The organism is Microbacterium aurum (assembly GCF_016907815.1).
In the GTDB taxonomy this organism is placed as follows: Bacteria; Actinomycetota; Actinomycetes; order Actinomycetales; family Microbacteriaceae; genus Microbacterium; species Microbacterium aurum.
Genome location: NZ_JAFBCQ010000001.1, coordinates 3,371,984 through 3,389,637, shown reverse-complemented (window position 1 = coordinate 3,389,637; position 17,654 = coordinate 3,371,984). Strand labels below are relative to the sequence as shown.

Sequence of the window (17,654 nt, the reverse complement as noted above, 5' to 3'; positions counted from 1 at the left end):
CCGATGGACGAATCCGTTGTCGCGCTGCTGAGCCTGCTTTCGCTCGTGGTCGGCGTGGCGCTGTACGTGTGGACGTCGCTCGCCCTCGGGGCGATGTTCCGCAAGATGGGGGAGGAGGCCTGGAAAGGCTGGGTCCCGTTCCTCAACGTCGCGACCGTGCTGCGCTGGGGCGGGTTCAGCCCGTGGCTGGTGCTCCTCGCCCTCATTCCACCGCTGTCCATCGTCGTGTTCGTGCTCGTCGTGATCTCGGCGCACCGCATCAACTCCGGCTTCGGCTACGGCGCCGGCATGACGGTGCTGGCCGCGCTCGTGTTCGTCGTGTGGGCGAGCATCCTCGGGTTCGGCCCCGCGCGCTGGCTCGGCGCGCGCCCCGCCGGGTGGAAGCCGCCGGAGCCGGCCGCGGAGGAGGAGCCGGCGGCCTCCGCCCCGCGCACCCCCGCGCCCGGGTCGCCGTTCGCGTCGCTGTTCCCGGGGGCGGATGCCGGGGCCGCTGCCGCCGACCCGGCTCCGGCCGGGGGCGCCGGACCTGTGTCTGAGTCTTCCGCGTCTTCGCCGTCTCCCGCGTCCGCTGTGCCTTCGGCGTCCGGCGCGTCGGAGACGCCCGCTGCGCCGCAGGACGTCGACCAGCTGAGCGCGTTCGCACCGCCGCCGGTCACCTCCGCCCCGGCGTGGACGCCTCCGGACACCACGACGACCCCGCCGCGCACCGCTGCCGCACCCGCGGGTGTTCCTCCGACCGCTGCCGCGCCCGCCGGTGTTCCGCCGACCGCTGCCGCCCCCGAGCCCGCCACACCCGTGGCCGCCGTCCCCGAGCCGGTGCCGCCGGTCGCCGCCGCCGACCCCGTGTCCGCGGTTCCGCCGGCCGCGGCCGGTGCGTCGGAGCCGGGTCCCGCCGCTCCTCCCACCGCGGCCGCGCAGGTGCCGATCTCCGCCGTCCCGCCCGCACCCGCCGTCGCGTCCCGGCCGGCGCCCGTGCCGGCCGCCGACGCGGACGGCGATCAGCGCGCCGCGGCATCCGCCGCCATGCCGGGTGCAGCCGAGGGCCTCGCAGACGACGACGCGAAGTGGCCGTCCGAGGTCGACGACGTGTCCGCGATCGCGCCGTCGCACTTCCTGCCGGCGTCGGCCGCCGGTGGTCGCCATGTCGTGCCTCCGGTCACCGCCGACGATGCGCCGATCGATGTCGTCCCCGGCCGGCGTTCGACGGCGGTGCCGCTGCCGGAGAGTGCCACGGTCACGCGCGTGCCGGCGGCGCAGCCGTCCGCACGCGCCGCGCGTGCCGAACGGCCCGCCGATCCGGTCGACGCCGCGGCGGACACCGTCATCGAGCGCCCGGCGCCCGCCGCCTCGGCGCCGCCCGTCACGACCGAGGCGCCCCGCGCCGTCCGCTCCGCGGTGGATCCGGATGCCGAGCCACCCAGCCGCCGGGCGCGGCCGTGGCCGGCGTTCGCCGTGGCGCCGGGCGAACCGGAGGATTTCCCCGAGCTGTCGGGCGAGGTGTCGGCCGTCATCGGCTCGCCCGCCGCCGGCTCGCCCCGCTCGGCGCTGAACGCCGTGTCGGCGCAGCAGCGCCGGCTCGAGCCGTTCGCCGACGACGACGATCTGGACCAGACCGTGATCACGCGGCGCGCGAAGAAGCCGACCTGGCAGCTGGTGCCGGCATCCGGGGCACCCGTGCCGCTCACGAGTGACGTGGTCATCGTGGGGCGCCGACCCGTCGGCGACGCCGCCTTCCCCGGTGCGCAGCTGGTCGCCGTGCCGGGCGATGCCCGGACGGTCTCCAAGACCCACGCGCGGCTGGAGCGGCGGGACGAGGCCTGGGTGGTCACCGACCTCGGTTCGACCAACGGCGTGCTCGTGCGCACGCTCATGGGCGACGAGATCGAGGTGGAGCCCGGGAGCCAGATCGACGCCGGGGAGCGTTTCTTCCTCGGCGACGAGGAGTTCCACCTCGCGCAGATCGAGCGCTGATCCCCGGGGCCACTGCGTTGTCACTCGTGGCTGCATCCTCCTCAGGATTCCGCCACAACTGCCAACCCAACCCACCCAAAGGCACCCCGCACGACGCCCGGGTCCCTTGCCTTGTCACTCGTGGCTGTTTCCTCCCCGGGATCCCGCCACAACTGCCAACCCAACCCAACCCAACCCGTCCGACCCAACCCGCCCCACCCGACGGATGCCGGTGCTCGGCGCCTCCGTCAGCCCGCCCAGCCGCGACGCCGCAGTGCCGCGGACACCTGCGACACGGCCCGCCCGCCGCGGACGCGCCGGCCGGTGACGCGGATCACGTCCCAGCCCTCCGCCGCGAGGGCGGCGTACTTGTCGATATCGCGCTCCCACTGCTGATCGCTCGAGCGGTGGTGTCTGCCCTCGACCTCGACGATCACCCGGTACGCCCGGAACACGAGGTCGACGATCCCGATCAGCCGGCCGTCGGCCGCGCGCATTTCGACGTCCAGCTCGGGTTCCGGCAGCCCTGCCTCCACGGCGTCGACGCGGAAGTCGGTCTCCAGCGGCGACATGCTCCCCACGCGGATCAGCGCGAGCGCGGCGCGGAGCTTGCGACGCTCCTTGCGGCGAGGCGCCTCCGCCGCGGCGCGCAGCTGCGCGATCGTGGCGAGCTGGGCCTGTGGCTGCGGCATCCCGCCCGCGCCCCTCGGGATCCGGACGAGCGCGTCGCCCAGACGCACGAGGTCGCGGACGCTGAGCTCGCCGGCCAACCCCGCCCAGACTGACGCGGGACTGGCCACCGGCAGCGCTCCGATCGCGCCGACCGTCACGAGCCCCGGCGAGGTCTGCGTCGCCCGGATCCCGGCCACGCGGGGTGCGCGTGCCGGTGCGAACACGCCCACCTGCAGGGGCCCCGTGCCGTCATCGTCGTCGAACAGGCGGTCGAAGATCGCGACGGCGGTGCGGCCGGTATAGAACACGTGCGGGCGGCGGATCACCTCGAACGCCTGCACGCGCGCCAGGACGGCCGCGCGCACGCGGCGGTCGCGGGCGAGCGGATCGGTGTCGACGGATGCCGGCGCGGTCGCGTTCCGCACGCGCACGCCCCGGTGCGGACGGGCGAGGTCCTTCGCGCGCAGCCGCGCGCGGGTGGCTCCGGTCGTGCGGGCGTCGGCCACGCCGAACGCAGCGCCGAGCTGCGCGGGAAGCGGTCGAGGTCGTCTGGGCATGGTGCTCAGGATGCCGCGGCCCGCCGCTCTGGTGCCGCTCGCGGCGGGATCTGTGGACAGTCGGGCCGGCCGCGGCGTCTGGGGAGAGAGCGATGGCGGTGTGCGTTTGCCCGGTTCGGTCATACGGCGTAGTATTGAGCGGGTGTGCGCTCTCGCGCGCCGTCTGCCGTGCCCGGCTCTGCAGACACACCGTGAGACGCACGTTCGGGACCGGCCTGCGAACAGGTCACCCCCACGGCATATCCACCACGAAACGCACGGCGCACCGCCGTGCCGGTGGATCTGTGGTGAAACCACCATCGCTGTCACCGTGCAGCACCTGCGCAGGGTTCCGGCCACGCGCAGCACGACAAGGAGAGAACGTGCCAACCATTCAGCAGTTGGTTCGCAAGGGTCGCACGCCCAAGGTCACCAAGACCAAGGCGCCCGCCCTGAAGGCGAACCCGCAGCAGGCGGGTGTCTGCACCCGCGTGTACACCACCACGCCCAAGAAGCCGAACTCGGCGATGCGCAAGGTCGCCCGTGTCAAGCTCCGCAACGGCACCGAGGTCACCGCCTACATCCCCGGCGAGGGCCACAACCTGCAGGAGCACTCGCTCGTGCTCGTCCGTGGAGGCCGTGTGAAGGACCTCCCCGGTGTCCGTTACAAGATCGTTCGCGGCGCCCTGGACACCCAGGCCGTCAAGAACCGCAAGCAGGCCCGTAGCCGCTACGGCGCCAAGAAGGGCTGACGCAGATGCCTCGCAAGGGACCCGCACCCCGCCGCCTCGTCGTCAACGACCCGGTCTACGGTGCTCCGATCGTCACCCAGCTGGTGAACAAGATCCTCGTCGACGGCAAGAAGTCGCTCGCCGAGTCGATCGTCTACGACGCCCTGAAGGGTGTCGAGGCCAAGAACGGCCAGGATGCCGTCGCGACGCTCAAGAAGGCGCTCGACAACGTCCGCCCCACCCTCGAGGTCAAGAGCCGCCGCGTCGGCGGCTCGACCTACCAGGTTCCCGTCGAGGTCAAGCCGCACCGCGCGAACACGCTGGCGCTGCGCTGGCTCGTCTCCTACGCGAAGGGTCGTCGTGAGAAGACGATGACGGAGCGTCTGCAGAACGAGATCCTCGACGCCTCGAACGGCCTCGGTGCCGCGGTCAAGCGCCGTGAGGACACCCACAAGATGGCCGAGTCGAACCGCGCCTTCGCGCACTACCGCTGGTAACCAGCACGTCAACGGATGCGGGGCCGTGATCCGGCCCCGCATCCGCCCCCTGATCTCGATACGCCCGCTGCGCGGGCTACTCGATCACCGAGAGGAAAAACCCCCGTGGCACAAGAAGTGCTCACCGACCTCAACAAGGTCCGCAACATCGGCATCATGGCGCACATCGATGCCGGCAAGACGACGACGACCGAGCGCATCCTGTTCTACACGGGCGTCAACCACAAGCTGGGCGAGACCCACGACGGCGCCTCGACGACCGACTGGATGGAGCAGGAGAAGGAGCGCGGCATCACGATCACGTCTGCCGCCGTGACCTGCTTCTGGAACAAGCACCAGATCAACATCATCGACACGCCCGGACACGTCGACTTCACCGTCGAGGTGGAGCGGTCGCTGCGCGTCCTCGACGGTGCCGTCGCCGTCTTCGACGGCAAGGAGGGCGTCGAGCCCCAGTCCGAGACGGTGTGGCGTCAGGCCGACAAGTACGACGTGCCCCGCATCTGCTTCGTCAACAAGATGGACAAGCTGGGCGCCGACTTCTACTTCACCGTCGACACGATCGTGAACCGCCTCGGCGCGAAGCCTCTGGTGCTGCAGCTGCCGATCGGTGCCGAGAACGACTTCGTGGGCGTCATCGACCTCGTCGAGATGCGCGCGCTGGTGTGGCCGGGCGATGCCAAGGGTGATGTCACCATGGGCGCCAAGTACGAGGTGCAGGAGATCCCCGCCGACCTCGCCGACCGCGCTGCCGAGTACCGCGAGAAGCTGCTCGAGACGGTCGCCGAGTCCGACGAGGCGCTGCTGGAGAAGTACTTCGGCGGCGAGGAGCTCACGCTCGCCGAGATCAAGGGCGCGATCCGCAAGCTCACCGTCTCCGGCGAGCTGTACCCCGTGCTCTGTGGCTCGGCGTTCAAGAACCGCGGCGTGCAGCCCATGCTCGACGCGGTCGTGGACTACCTGCCCTCGCCCCTGGACGTGCCCGCCATCGAGGCGCACGACCCCAAGGACGAAGAGAAGATCATCGAGCGTCACCCCGACGCCAACGACCCGTTCGCGGCCCTCGCGTTCAAGGTCGCGGTGCACCCGTTCTTCGGTCGCCTGACCTACATCCGCGTCTACTCGGGTCACCTCGACTCGGGCGCGCAGGTCATCAACTCGACCAAGGGCAAGAAGGAGCGCATCGGGAAGATCTTCCAGATGCACGCCAACAAGGAGAACCCGGTCGACTCGGTCACCGCGGGCAACATCTACGCCGTGATCGGCCTGAAGGACACCACCACCGGTGACACCCTGGCCGACCCGAACGAGCCTGTCGTCCTCGAGTCGATGACGTTCCCCGAGCCCGTCATCGAGGTCGCGATCGAGCCGAAGACCAAGGCCGACCAGGAGAAGCTGGGTCTGGCGATCCAGAAGCTCGCCGAAGAGGACCCGACCTTCCGCACCGAGCTCAACCCCGAGACCGGTCAGACGGTCATCAAGGGCATGGGCGAGCTGCACCTGGACATCCTCGTCGACCGCATGAAGCGCGAGTTCCGCGTCGAGGCGAACGTCGGAAAGCCCCAGGTGGCCTACCGCGAGACGATCAAGAAGGCCGTCGAGCGTCACGACTACACGCACAAGAAGCAGACCGGTGGTTCGGGTCAGTTCGCGAAGATCCAGTTCGCGATCGAGCCGCTCGAGCTCACGGCCGACAAGCCGTACGAGTTCGAGAACAAGGTCACCGGTGGCCGCATCCCGCGTGAGTACATCGAGCCGACCAACCAGGGCTTCCAGGACGCCATGAACGTCGGCGTGCTCGCCGGCTACCCCATGGTGGGTGTCAAGGCGATCCTCATCGACGGCGCGAGCCACGATGTCGACTCTTCGGAGATGGCGTTCAAGATCGCCGGCTCGATGGGCTTCAAGGAGGCCGTCCGCAAGGCCAACCCCACCATCCTCGAGCCGCTCATGAGCGTCGAGGTGCGTACTCCCGAGGAGTACATGGGCGACGTCATCGGCGACCTGAACTCCCGTCGCGGCCAGATCCAGTCGATGGAGGACGCCGCCGGCGTCAAGGTCGTGCGTGCCCTGGTGCCGCTGTCCGAGATGTTCGGCTACATCGGCGACCTGCGCTCGAAGACCTCGGGCCGGGCCGTGTACTCGATGGAGTTCGACTCGTACGCCGAGGTCCCCAAGGCCGTCGCCGACGAGATCGTCCAGAAGAACAAGGGCGAGTGATTCGGCGGATGCCGGGGCCGCGCTCCCGGCATCCGACACCGGCGCCCCGGTGACACACAACTTCATACGCATAAACTAGAAACATCCCCGTAGAGCACCGGTCGCAATCCAGCGCCCGGAACCTCTACACGAATGTCCTGAGGAGGACCCAGTGGCCAAGGCCAAGTTCGAGCGGACCAAGCCGCACGTCAACATCGGAACGATCGGTCACGTCGACCACGGCAAGACCACGCTCACCGCTGCCATCTCGAAGGTGCTCGCCGACAAGTACCCGTCGGCGACCAACGTGCAGCGTGACTTCGCGTCGATCGACTCGGCTCCCGAAGAGCGTCAGCGTGGTATCACGATCAACATCTCGCACGTCGAGTACGAGACCCCGAAGCGCCACTACGCGCACGTCGACGCGCCCGGTCACGCCGACTACATCAAGAACATGATCACCGGTGCCGCTCAGATGGACGGCGCGATCCTCGTGGTCGCCGCCACCGACGGCCCGATGGCTCAGACCCGTGAGCACGTCCTGCTCGCCAAGCAGGTCGGCGTGCCGTACCTGCTGGTCGCGCTGAACAAGAGCGACATGGTCGACGACGAGGAGATCCTGGAGCTCGTCGAGCTCGAGGTCCGTGAGCTGCTCAGCTCGCAGGACTTCGACGGCGACAACGCGCCGGTCGTCCGCGTCTCGGGCCTGAAGGCGCTCGAGGGCGACGAGAAGTGGGTCGAGTCGATCGTCGAGCTCATGAACGCCGTCGACGAGTCCATCCCGGACCCGGTGCGCGACAAGGACAAGCCGTTCCTCATGCCCATCGAGGACGTCTTCACCATCACCGGCCGTGGCACGGTCGTCACGGGTCGCGCCGAGCGTGGCACGCTGGCCATCAACTCCGAGGTCGAGATCGTCGGCATCCGCCCGACCCAGAAGACGATCGTCACGGGTATCGAGATGTTCCACAAGCAGCTCGACGAGGCCTGGGCCGGCGAGAACTGTGGTCTGCTCCTGCGCGGCACCAAGCGTGACGACGTCGAGCGCGGCCAGGTTGTCGTCAAGCCCGGTTCGGTCACCCCGCACACCAACTTCGAGGGCACGGCGTACATCCTGTCCAAGGAGGAGGGCGGCCGCCACAACCCGTTCTTCACGAACTACCGCCCGCAGTTCTACTTCCGCACCACCGACGTCACCGGCGTCATCACGCTGCCTGAGGGCACCGAGATGGTCATGCCCGGCGACACCACGGAGATGTCGGTCGAGCTCATCCAGCCGATCGCCATGGAAGAGGGCCTCGGCTTCGCGATCCGTGAGGGTGGCCGCACCGTCGGTGCCGGTACCGTCACCAAGATCCTGAAGTAATCCACTTCACCGGGACGCCCCCGTCAGCTTCGGCTGCCGGGGGCGTTCTACGTCTTCGGGCCGTGATCTTTTCGTTATGTGACAGATGTAGCCTGAGCGGGCAGATGTCTTGAGGGGGATGACTGCGCGTTCCCGACGCGCGACACCGCCTCGCCGGGTGATGGGGTGTGGGTCTTGATCGGTTCGTCCAGCGTGCAGGCGAGGTTCCCATCGTGCGCGATCGTCGTGGTGATGGCGCTGTTGCTCTCTCTCGGCATCGGCGCACCCGCCACAGCCGCCGTACCGGTCACCGACACGCCGCTGAGCGGCGTCCAGGTCACCGCGACGGGCGGCGACGTACTCGCGGGTGGGACTCGGACCATCTCCGTCTCCGGGAGCAATCCCGATGGCGTGGACCTGTTCAACGCGCTGGGCGTCGTGCTGCTGCCGGTCGGCGTCACCTACGCCGCGGGAAGCGTGCAGCCGGCAGGGATCGGTGCTCCCGACATTCAGTCATGGGCGCCGGATGCCGCAGACATCGACCCCGGCACGGGTCTGCCCCGCACCGCCCAGGTTCTGGTGTGGTCAAACATCGCCGACCTCCCCGTCGGGTCGGAGGTCTCGGCGTCGTTCGGGGTCACCGCCGACCCTGATCGGTACCCCGCCGGTTCGACGTTCGAGGTCGGTGCGGGCCTGTATGCGAACAGCGACGAACGTGTCGTCCCCGACGTCACCGTGCCGAGTTCGGGCGCGCCCGAGATCACGGGCGCGACCGAGGGCGGTTCGTCCGAGGCGACCGTCACGGTCGTGCCGATCACGATCACCAAGAACGAGACCGCGAATGCCGAGGCCGAGGTCTACCGTGGCCCGGCGAACCCCGCGACGTTCGAGCTGAGGGTGACGGCGGCCCCTGACGGCGCAACGACCGGAGCGGTCGTCGTCGATTACGTGCCGGCGCAGTTCACGGTCACCGAATGCACGGGAGATTTCCCCTGTACGCGCAGGATGGTCGAGGTCGACGGCGAGGTGTTCACCGAGATCACATGGAACCTCGGCACCATCGATGCGAACGAGACGAACGTCCTCCGCTACAGCGCCTACGTCGGCGAGCGCGAGATCACGATGCCGTCGGGCCAGCAGACCGGTGCCGACACCCGCCCGGGCGCAGAAGGGTACGAGGTCGAGAACACCGCGACCCTGACCGGCACCTACACGGGTGACGTCGCCGCCGGGACGGACACGGAGATCTCGGTGTCCGACACGGCGACGGTGCGCGTGATCGACCTCGGCATCGTCAAGTCCACCGACGGGTCGGGCTTCGTCGGCGGCCAGACCAAGCAGTACACCCTCGCGGTCCGCTCGAGCCAGTTCGTCAGTTCGTCAGGCATCACGGTCACTGACACTCTGCCCAACGGCATGTGTCCCGTACTTCCTGCAGGCGTCGCCAAGACGGGGAGCCCTTGGCCGGACGAGTGCGCGGCTGCGGGCGCGGGCAACGGCACCGTGACGGGCGCCACGATGACCTCCGTGGATTTCGACGCCTCGACGGGCGTGTTCACCGTCGTGTTCGCGGTCGACGACCTCGCGGCCGATCAGGACGTGACCATCGGCTACACGGTGTACATGCGCACGAACTACCAGAACGGGACCCCGACGGCTGCCGGCGACGACTTCGCGAACAGTGTCGTGGTCACGGGGACGACGACAGACGGCTCCGGCGCAACCTCCGACGCGTCCAACGGTTCGTCGGCCGATATCGGCACCGGTGCCCCGACGCTGTCGAAGACCATCTGGCCGAACCTGACCCGCACCCCCATCACCGGCGTCACGGGCGTCGGCACGACGTGCCAATCCGGCGACGGCGCGTACGTGTCGCCGACGATCGCTCCACCGGCCTATCAGCTCGGCGACCTCGTGTGCTTCCGGCTCGACATGACCTTTCCACAGGGCGTGTCCACTCGGTCGGTGAACGTCAGCGACTACCTGCCGTCGGGCATGTCGATCGTGGATTGGGCGGCGACGAGCGCGAACTCGACGACGATCACCCCCGTCGGCACCGTCACTGGCGTCGCCAGCGCGCGTTGGGTGCTCGGTGAGCCCGACGCGAGCAACGTGCTGTTCGTCGAGCCCGGCGCGACCGGATCGTTCTACCTGCTTGCACGCGTGAACACCGTGCCGGCGACGGCGCCGCGAGTCGCCGGCAACCTCGCCAAGATGCGCTACACCGGCCCGGATGATCGCGTCATCAACCTGCGCGATCAGGCCGACCTCAAGCTCTCGCCGCCGCCGCCGCTCGGTCTCGACAAGAAGGTCGACGGCGCGGAGTCGCTCAGTCCGGTGCAGGAGGGCCAGCTGCTCACCTTCACGATCGACGTCTCGCACAACGGATCCCTCGCGAACTCCACTGCCGATCCGATCGATGAGATCGAGGTGTGGGATGTCCTGCCCGCCGGTTTCGACTGCGACGACATCGATAGCGCGACTCCCGCGATCAACCCGATCGCGGACTGCTTCCAGCAGGCGAACGGCCAGACGCGGGTGACGTGGATCCTGCGGCCAGCGACGCCGCTCATCGGGGGTCAGACGGCGACGATCACCTACGCGCTCACCGTGCCGAGCCCGCTGTCGATCTCGTCGTCGCACACCAACACCGCCGCCGTCACCCGGTACACGCCGATCACGACCGACGGCATCACCCCGAGCGTCGACCGTCCGACGTTCTATCCGGCCAACCCCGTCGGCGCGTACCCGGACAAGACGAAGAACGCCCCGCAGGCCGCCGACACGGCGACGATCAGCCTCGCCGGTGCGAGTGTCGCCAAGTCGGTGACGTCGACGAGCGTGACCGAGTCGAACAACTCGGCGCTCACCCAGGCGACGATCGGTGAGACCGTCGTGTGGCAGTACACCGCGACGATCCCTGCCCGCACCAGCATCTTCAACGGCATCCTCGCCGACGGGCTGCCCGTCGGCGGGCGGCTGACCGCTGTCGACGGAGCGGTGGTCGCCACCGGCCCCTCCGGTGCCGTCATCGCGGACGGCTGCACGCAGGATCCCACGCAGTTCCGCCTCTGCAACGTCGCCACCGACCCGCAGTTCGGCAGCCTCATCTTCCCGACGACGTGGACGAACAGCACGGAGTCGTCGCAGACCTTCACCGTCGAGATGACGACACGCGTCGCCGATGTGGCGGGGAACACCCATAACTCGACCATCAGCAACACCGCCGCGCTCACGAGCACTCCGACCATCACGAACGCGAACCCCGTGTCCCGCGGCACGGCGGCCGCGCAGGTCACCGTCGTCGTCCCGAATGTGGCGATGACGAAGGGGGCATCCACTACCGCGTCGACCGGGCCGTGGACGACGAGCGACACCCTCACCGCGACCGGCGGTCAGACCGTCTATTACCGCCTGGAGGCCACGAACACCACCGTGAACGGGCTGGCCGTCCCCCCGCTCCATGACACGCTCGTCGTGGACTGCATCGACGCGCGGCTGAGCGACTTCACCAACTTCACCGCGTCCGCCGTGGCGACCGTCAGCGCCCCCGTGGCCGGTGACGGGATCAACGGCTGCGCCATCGGTCGCACGAAGTACGTCTGGACGCTCACCGCCGATCTCGCCACGACGGCGCAGATCGTCTACAGCGCGACGGTGCCCACGCCGATCGCGGCGGGTACGACGTTCCGCAACGACGCGGCGCTCACCGGTTCGACGCTGGCGGGCGCGGTGCCCGGGGAGCGCACGCTCACGGCGACCGCGAACCGCACGGTGACGGCCGCGCCGCCGACGATCGTCAAGCAGCGTCTCCTGCCGACAGGCACGGCAGTACCCGGCGAGAACGTCACCTGGCGTCTGACGCTCACGATCCCTCAGGACGTCACACTCCTCGACGCGCAGATCCGCGACACGCTGCCGGCCGAACTCGGTACGGCCGACGCCGCCAGCTTCGTCCTCAGCTGCGGCACCGGTTGGGATGTGTGTCCGACTGGCACCCGCGTCTCGTCCGGCAAAGCCCAGATCCTTGCGGTCGGCATCGGCGACGTCGCTGCGTCTGCCCAGGTGCGGACCTTGATCCTGGAGGTGACCTCGCCCGTCTCGACATCGATTGCGGCGACCGCAGTAGGGCCATACACGAATTCGGGACAGGCCACGTGGCGCACCGTCGCGGGGGGCACGACCCTCACGTCGAACACGAGCACGGCGACTGTGGGCGTCCGGCATCCGCTCGTTACCACGGCGAAGTCGGTGAGCAACCCGACGGTCGCGAAGAGCCAAGGCGAGATCTTCACCTACACCGTCTCCGCGAGCGCAGTGCAGAACGCCACGCCGAACGGCAAGCCCGCCTTCAACGTGACGGTCGTCGACAGGGTTCCCGTAGGGGTGATTCCCGTCGTCAGTGCGACCGACAGCACAGCCCTCGCGAATGGTGCGACGGTTGCCGGCGGCGGCGTCTGGGACTCGACGGCCCGCACCATCACGTGGATGATCGCGACGCTGACGCCGGGTGACCCGGCCATGAGCTTCAGCTACCCCGCGAAGCTCGACCTCGCGTCGACCCTCTCCGGGGCGGCACTGGTGAACACCGCGACGCCCACCTCCTGGGACTCGCTCGCCGGCGGGGGCAAGAGATACACCTCGACGACGGGCGCCACGGCATCCGTCACGCCCGCCTTCCCGAAGATCGACACCGCCAAGCAACTGCTGTCGACCAACCCCGTGTACATCGGCGACGAGGTGTCGTACTCGTTCACGATGACCAACAGCGGCACCGCGCGCGCGGTCTCGCTGCAGGCGATCGACACGCTGCCCGCGGGCTGGACGTATGTCGCGGGCTCAGCGCAGCTCGGAGGGGTCGCGCTCGCCGACCCGGCCATCTCGGGTCAGCAGCTGACCTGGTCGAACCTCGGCCCGCTCGCGCCGGCTGCGGCGCTCACGATCACCTACCGCGCGATCGCGGGTTCGTCGGTGTCCGTCGGCAGTGGTGTCGCGCACACGAACACCGTCCGGGCCGCGCAGGTCACGGATGCCACGGGCGGCACGTCGTACAACAGCGGCAACGGGTCGTACATCGGGACGAGCGGCACCGCGACCGCGCGCATCGACCAGGCTGACCTGCAGATCACGAAGACCGCCGGCACCTTCACGGCCGGCGGCACGGGCTCGTTCACGATGGTCGTGCGCAACAACGGCGGCGATACCGCGGTCGGCGTGGCGCTGCACGACGTGCTGACGCTGCCGACCGGTGTCACGGTCACGACCGTGAACGCCGGCACCGATGGCACGTGCACCGTGGCCTCCGGGGTGCTCGACTGCACGCGTGCGTCGCTGAACTCGGGCGCGACGTGGACGGTCACTCTCAACCTGGCCATCGCGGCAGACGTCGTCTCGGGCACCGAGGTTCCCAACACCGCGACCGTCTCGGCGCGCACGGCGGATCGCACCCCGGGCAACAACTCGTCGACGGCCACCGGCACGGTGGTCACCTCCGCCGATCTCGAGGTCGTCAAGCGCGTCGTCGCCCCCGCCACCGGGGCCGTCGTCGCCGGCACGCCCATCGAGTGGTCGATCACGCTGACCAACAAGGGGCCGTCGCTCTCACGCGGCAGCGCCAACTCCCCGATCGTCCTGACCGACACGGTCCCCGCTGCGGTATCGGGCCTGTCGTTGACAGGCACAGTACCGCCGGGGTGCACGCTGACCGGTCAGGCGGTCCGCTGCGAGATCACCCACGACATGACGGTCGGCGAGGCGATCACCCTGACCGTCGCCGGCACCGTGAACTCCGATGTCGCCGCGGGGACCGGCGTCATCGTGAACACGGCAAGCGTCACCCCGGTCACGACCGACCCCGTCGCGGGCAACAACTCCTCGACGACCCGCACCGACGTCGCCGTTCAGGAGAGCCTCACGATCGTCAAGACGATCACCGACCCGGCTCCGCCGGCCGAGGTCGTGCCGGGTGAGACTCTGACCTACACGCTGCAGGTCAGCAACGGCGGTCCGTCCGTCGCACGCGGCGTCTACATCGTCGACACGCTGCCGGCCGACATCGACTTCGACGAGCTCGTGAGCGGGACCGGATGGACGGCGACGCCGGGAGCCGGCGGCACGGTCCGCTTCGACTACTCCGGCGTCCTCGCCGCGGGCGCGGATGCTCCGCTGATCACCTACACGGCGACGCTCGACCCCGCCTTCATCGGCCTCGCCGATGACCTGACGAACACGGCATCCGTGTCGTCCGCGTGGAAGGCGGACCAGGACGACAGCGATGCGACGCCGGGCACCCCCAACCCCGAGGCGGACCTCGAACTCACGAAGACCGTGGCTCCCTCGAGCGGCGCGAGCGCGGTCATCGCGGGCGAGACGGCCGTCTACACCTTCACGGTCGCGAACAACGGGCCGTCGGATGCCGGAACCGTCACCGTTCGCGACACGCTGCCCGTCGGTCTGACGGCCTCCGGACCGCTGCCCGACGGCTGCACGATCGACGGGCGTCTGCTCACGTGCGTGCTCGACGCTGGGCTCGATGAGGACGACGCGCCCTGGACGTTCCAGGTCGCCGTGCGGGTAGACGCATCGTTCACCGGCGCCACCCTGACGAACGCGGCCGCGGTCACGTCGGTCACCGACGACATCAACCCCGACAACAACACCGACACCGCGACGCTCAACGTCATCCAGCGCGCGAAGCTTGCCGTCGCGAAGGTGCCTTCGGCCGCGACCGTCACCGCGGGTGAGAACGTCACCTGGACGATCACGGTCGCGAACAGCGGCCCGTCCGACGCGCAGAACGTCACACTGTCCGACGTCGTGCCGGGTGACCTCATCGTCGTCTCGGCGACGTCGGCGGATGCCGGCGTGACCTGCAGCGGCACGGCGACGGTGTCCTGCACGATCGGCACCCTCGCCGCCGGCGCCAGCGTGCAGATCGCACTGGTCACGACGGTGCGTTCCTCCATCGTGAATGGATCGACCACCCCGAACTCGGCGACCGCGAACTCGTCGACGCCCGACGTCGTCACGGGCGAACCCGCCACCGCGACCGGCGGCGGTCAGATCGGCGTCATCGCGAACGCGGCGCTGACGATCGTCAAGGCGACGACGACTCCCGTCGTCTCGGCCGGTGCCACGGCATCGTTCACGGTGCTCGTCGGCAATGACGGCCCCTCCGACGCCGCGGCACCCGTCACGATCACCGACACCCTCCCCGCAGGGCTGACCTACGTGTCGTCGTCGACTGTCGAGGGCCCCGCGGTATGGGCCTGTGACGACTCTGGGCAGGACGTCGTGTGCGTGCTGCAGAACGCGGATGGCGACGCCGTATCCCTCGCGGCCGGCGCGAAGGCGCCGCTCCTGCAGATCGTCGCCGCGATCGACCCGGCTCTCGCCGCTGGAACGGTCACGAACACGGCGACCGTGACGTCGCCCAGCGACTCGACACCCCCGACCGAGACCGCCGACGTCGACGTTCAGACGTTCGCCGACCTCGGCATCCTCAAGCAGAACGTCGGTACGCCGACGGCCGGTGAGGAGTTCTCGTGGACGATCACCGTCACCAACCACGGTCCGAGCGACTCGGTGGCGACGGCGGACGAGCCCATCACCGTCACCGACAAGTTGCCCGCCGGCACGACCTACGTGTCGGCGACGGGAGCAGGCGTCAGCTGCGACGAGGATGCCGGGGTCGTGACGTGCGAGATCACGAGCACGATGAAGCCTGGCGACGCGGTCGCCGTGACGCTCACGGTCGCGGTCGATGAAGCTGTCAGCGGCACGCTCACGAACACCGCATCCGTCGCCCCGGGCGTGACCGATGAGCCCCAAGGCGCGATCTGGCCGAACGAGTTCACTGTCGTGACGCCCACCGTGATCGAGGTGGCCGACCTGGCGATCGAGAAGTCCGTCGTGACCGCCGACGCCGACATCGTCGCGGGTCAGCCGATTTCGTGGGAGCTCACGGTCACGAACCTGGGTTCGTCGAACTCGGATGCCGATGCGGGCACTCCGATCGTCGTCACCGACACGCTGCCTTCGGGGGTGCTCGCGGATGCGGCAACCGGCCCCAGCGACGACTGGAGCTGCACGATCGCCGGCGACCGGAAGACCGTGACGTGCGAGCTCTCGGCCGATCTCGCGACGAACGACCCGCAGACGATCTCGGTCACCGGCACGATCGACCCGAGCGTGCAGGGGAGAGTCGTCAACACCGCAGCGGTGGCGCCTGGGCTCACAGCCCAGCCCGATACCGAGGAGGCCGCTGCCAATGACAGGGCGACGGCGTCGGCGGACGTGACCGAGTCGGCCGATCTGGTGCTGTCCAAGGCGATCTCCGAGACGATCGAGGCGGGCGCGACGGGCGAGTACACCCTGACCGTGACGAACCTCGGTCCGTCGGCGGCGCGCGGCATCACTCTCGTCGACACGCTGCCGACGGGGCTCTCCTTCGACAGCGCGTCGGGAGACGGCTGGGCGTGCGCGCCCGATACCGGCGATCCGGCTCAGGTCGAGTGCGCCTATGCGGGCATCCTGACGCCCGCCCAGACGCTGTCGTTGAGGATCTCCATCGCGGTCGACGAGGCGTTGCAGGGCGAGGTCGTCAACACGGCGACGGTCGCAGCAACGACCCCCGACCCCGACCTCGAGAACAACACCGCTTCGGTGCCCGGCACGGTCGCCGAGATGGTCGACCTGTCGATCGTCAAGACGCCCGTCGGCGACCCCATCGTAGGCGAGACCTTCTCCTATGAGCTGACCGTGGCCAACGCGGGACCGGCGACGGCGCGGGGCCTGCTCGTCGACGACCTGGTGCCCGGCGAACTCGAGATCGTCTCCGTGAGCGCTGAGGGGTGGAGCTGCGCAACGGATGCCGAGACGGGCGCGATCGCGTGCACGCTGGCCGACCTGGCGCAGGGCGCGACCGCTCCGGTCATCACGATCGAGGTGCGGGTGCTGCCCGCCGCCTATCCCGAGGTGTCCAACACCGCGACGGTGTCGTCGACGACGCCCGAAGACGAGTCGACGCTCGGTGACAACACCTCGACGGCGATCGTCCCGGTGCCGCCGCTGAGCACGTTGACGATCACGAAGGAGCTGACCGACGAGCTGGTGACCGGGTCGCAGGCGCACTACTCGATCACGGTGACCAACAGTGGACCTACCGCGGATCCCGGACCGGTATCGGTCACCGACACGATGCCGCAGGGGATCGCCGCGCGCAGCGCGACTCTCAGCGGTGCCGCGGGCTCGTGCGCGATCGCCGCCGCGACCGTCACGTGCACGATCGACGCGCTGGCGGTCGATCAGACCGCGGTGGTGACACTGACCGTAGACGTTGCGGCGAACGCGCGCGGCGAGATCGTCAACACGGCGCGCGCGTCTTCGCCCGCTTCCGGCGCCGCCGTCGAAGACACCGCCGCGGGCATCGTACGTGTTGTCGAACTGCCCAGCACGGGCGGGACGCTCGGTCTGTTCCTGCCCTTCGGCGTCGGCCTTCTGGGCCTCGGTCTGCTCGCCCTGTGGTGGGCGCGCCGTCGGCGCACTGAGGGGACAATCTCCGGCTGAGCACAATAAACCGACGACATCCTCAAGCCGTGATCAGGATTCCCTGAAGTCCCTCGTTTCGCCCAACTCATCATGAGATTCTTCTCATCAACGGGTGATCCTGCGGCCCCCCATGGTCCGTCATGCAGTAGACGCCCATCGATCTCGCGTCACTGCG

7 protein-coding genes are annotated in these 17,654 nt (G+C 69.3%); 6 read left to right on the top strand and 1 reads right to left on the bottom strand.

The window, feature by feature from the left end; genetic code table 11:
- Positions 1–3 precede the first annotated feature (3 nt).
- Positions 4–1,971, top strand: a complete 1,968-nt coding sequence (locus tag JOD60_RS16490; protein ID WP_232321792.1) for a DUF5684 domain-containing protein — start codon at positions 4–6, stop codon at positions 1,969–1,971.
- A 227-nt stretch (positions 1,972–2,198) separates the two neighbouring features.
- On the opposite strand, the gene JOD60_RS16485 is transcribed toward JOD60_RS16490, so the two are convergent.
- Positions 2,199–3,179, bottom strand: coding sequence for an endonuclease domain-containing protein (locus tag JOD60_RS16485; protein WP_198159074.1), 981 nt, complete (start codon positions 3,177–3,179; stop codon positions 2,199–2,201).
- Positions 3,180–3,541: 362 nt separating this feature from the next.
- On the opposite strand from JOD60_RS16485, the gene rpsL reads away from it, so the two are divergent.
- From rpsL to JOD60_RS16460, 5 genes are all read left to right on the top strand, one after another.
- Positions 3,542–3,910 carry a 30S ribosomal protein S12 gene (gene rpsL, locus JOD60_RS16480; RefSeq protein ID WP_005050525.1) on the top strand — a complete coding sequence of 123 codons (369 nt, stop codon included), beginning with the start codon at positions 3,542–3,544 and terminating at the stop codon, positions 3,908–3,910.
- Between the two features lie 5 nt (positions 3,911–3,915).
- Entirely contained in the window at positions 3,916–4,386 is a 471-nt protein-coding gene (gene rpsG / locus JOD60_RS16475) for a 30S ribosomal protein S7 (RefSeq protein WP_076691665.1), read from the top strand.
- 105 nt (positions 4,387–4,491) lie between these two features.
- Complete coding sequence (gene fusA / locus JOD60_RS16470) at positions 4,492–6,606, top strand: elongation factor G (RefSeq protein WP_076691664.1); 2,115 nt, start codon at positions 4,492–4,494, stop codon at positions 6,604–6,606.
- A 151-nt stretch (positions 6,607–6,757) separates the two neighbouring features.
- Positions 6,758–7,951 carry an elongation factor Tu gene (gene tuf / locus JOD60_RS16465; protein ID WP_076691663.1) on the top strand — a complete coding sequence of 398 codons (1,194 nt, stop codon included), beginning with the start codon at positions 6,758–6,760 and terminating at the stop codon, positions 7,949–7,951.
- 231 nt (positions 7,952–8,182) lie between these two features.
- Positions 8,183–17,497 carry a DUF11 domain-containing protein gene (locus JOD60_RS16460; RefSeq protein WP_157127983.1) on the top strand — a complete coding sequence of 3,105 codons (9,315 nt, stop codon included), beginning with the start codon at positions 8,183–8,185 and terminating at the stop codon, positions 17,495–17,497.
- The last annotated feature ends 157 nt before the right edge of the window (positions 17,498–17,654 follow it).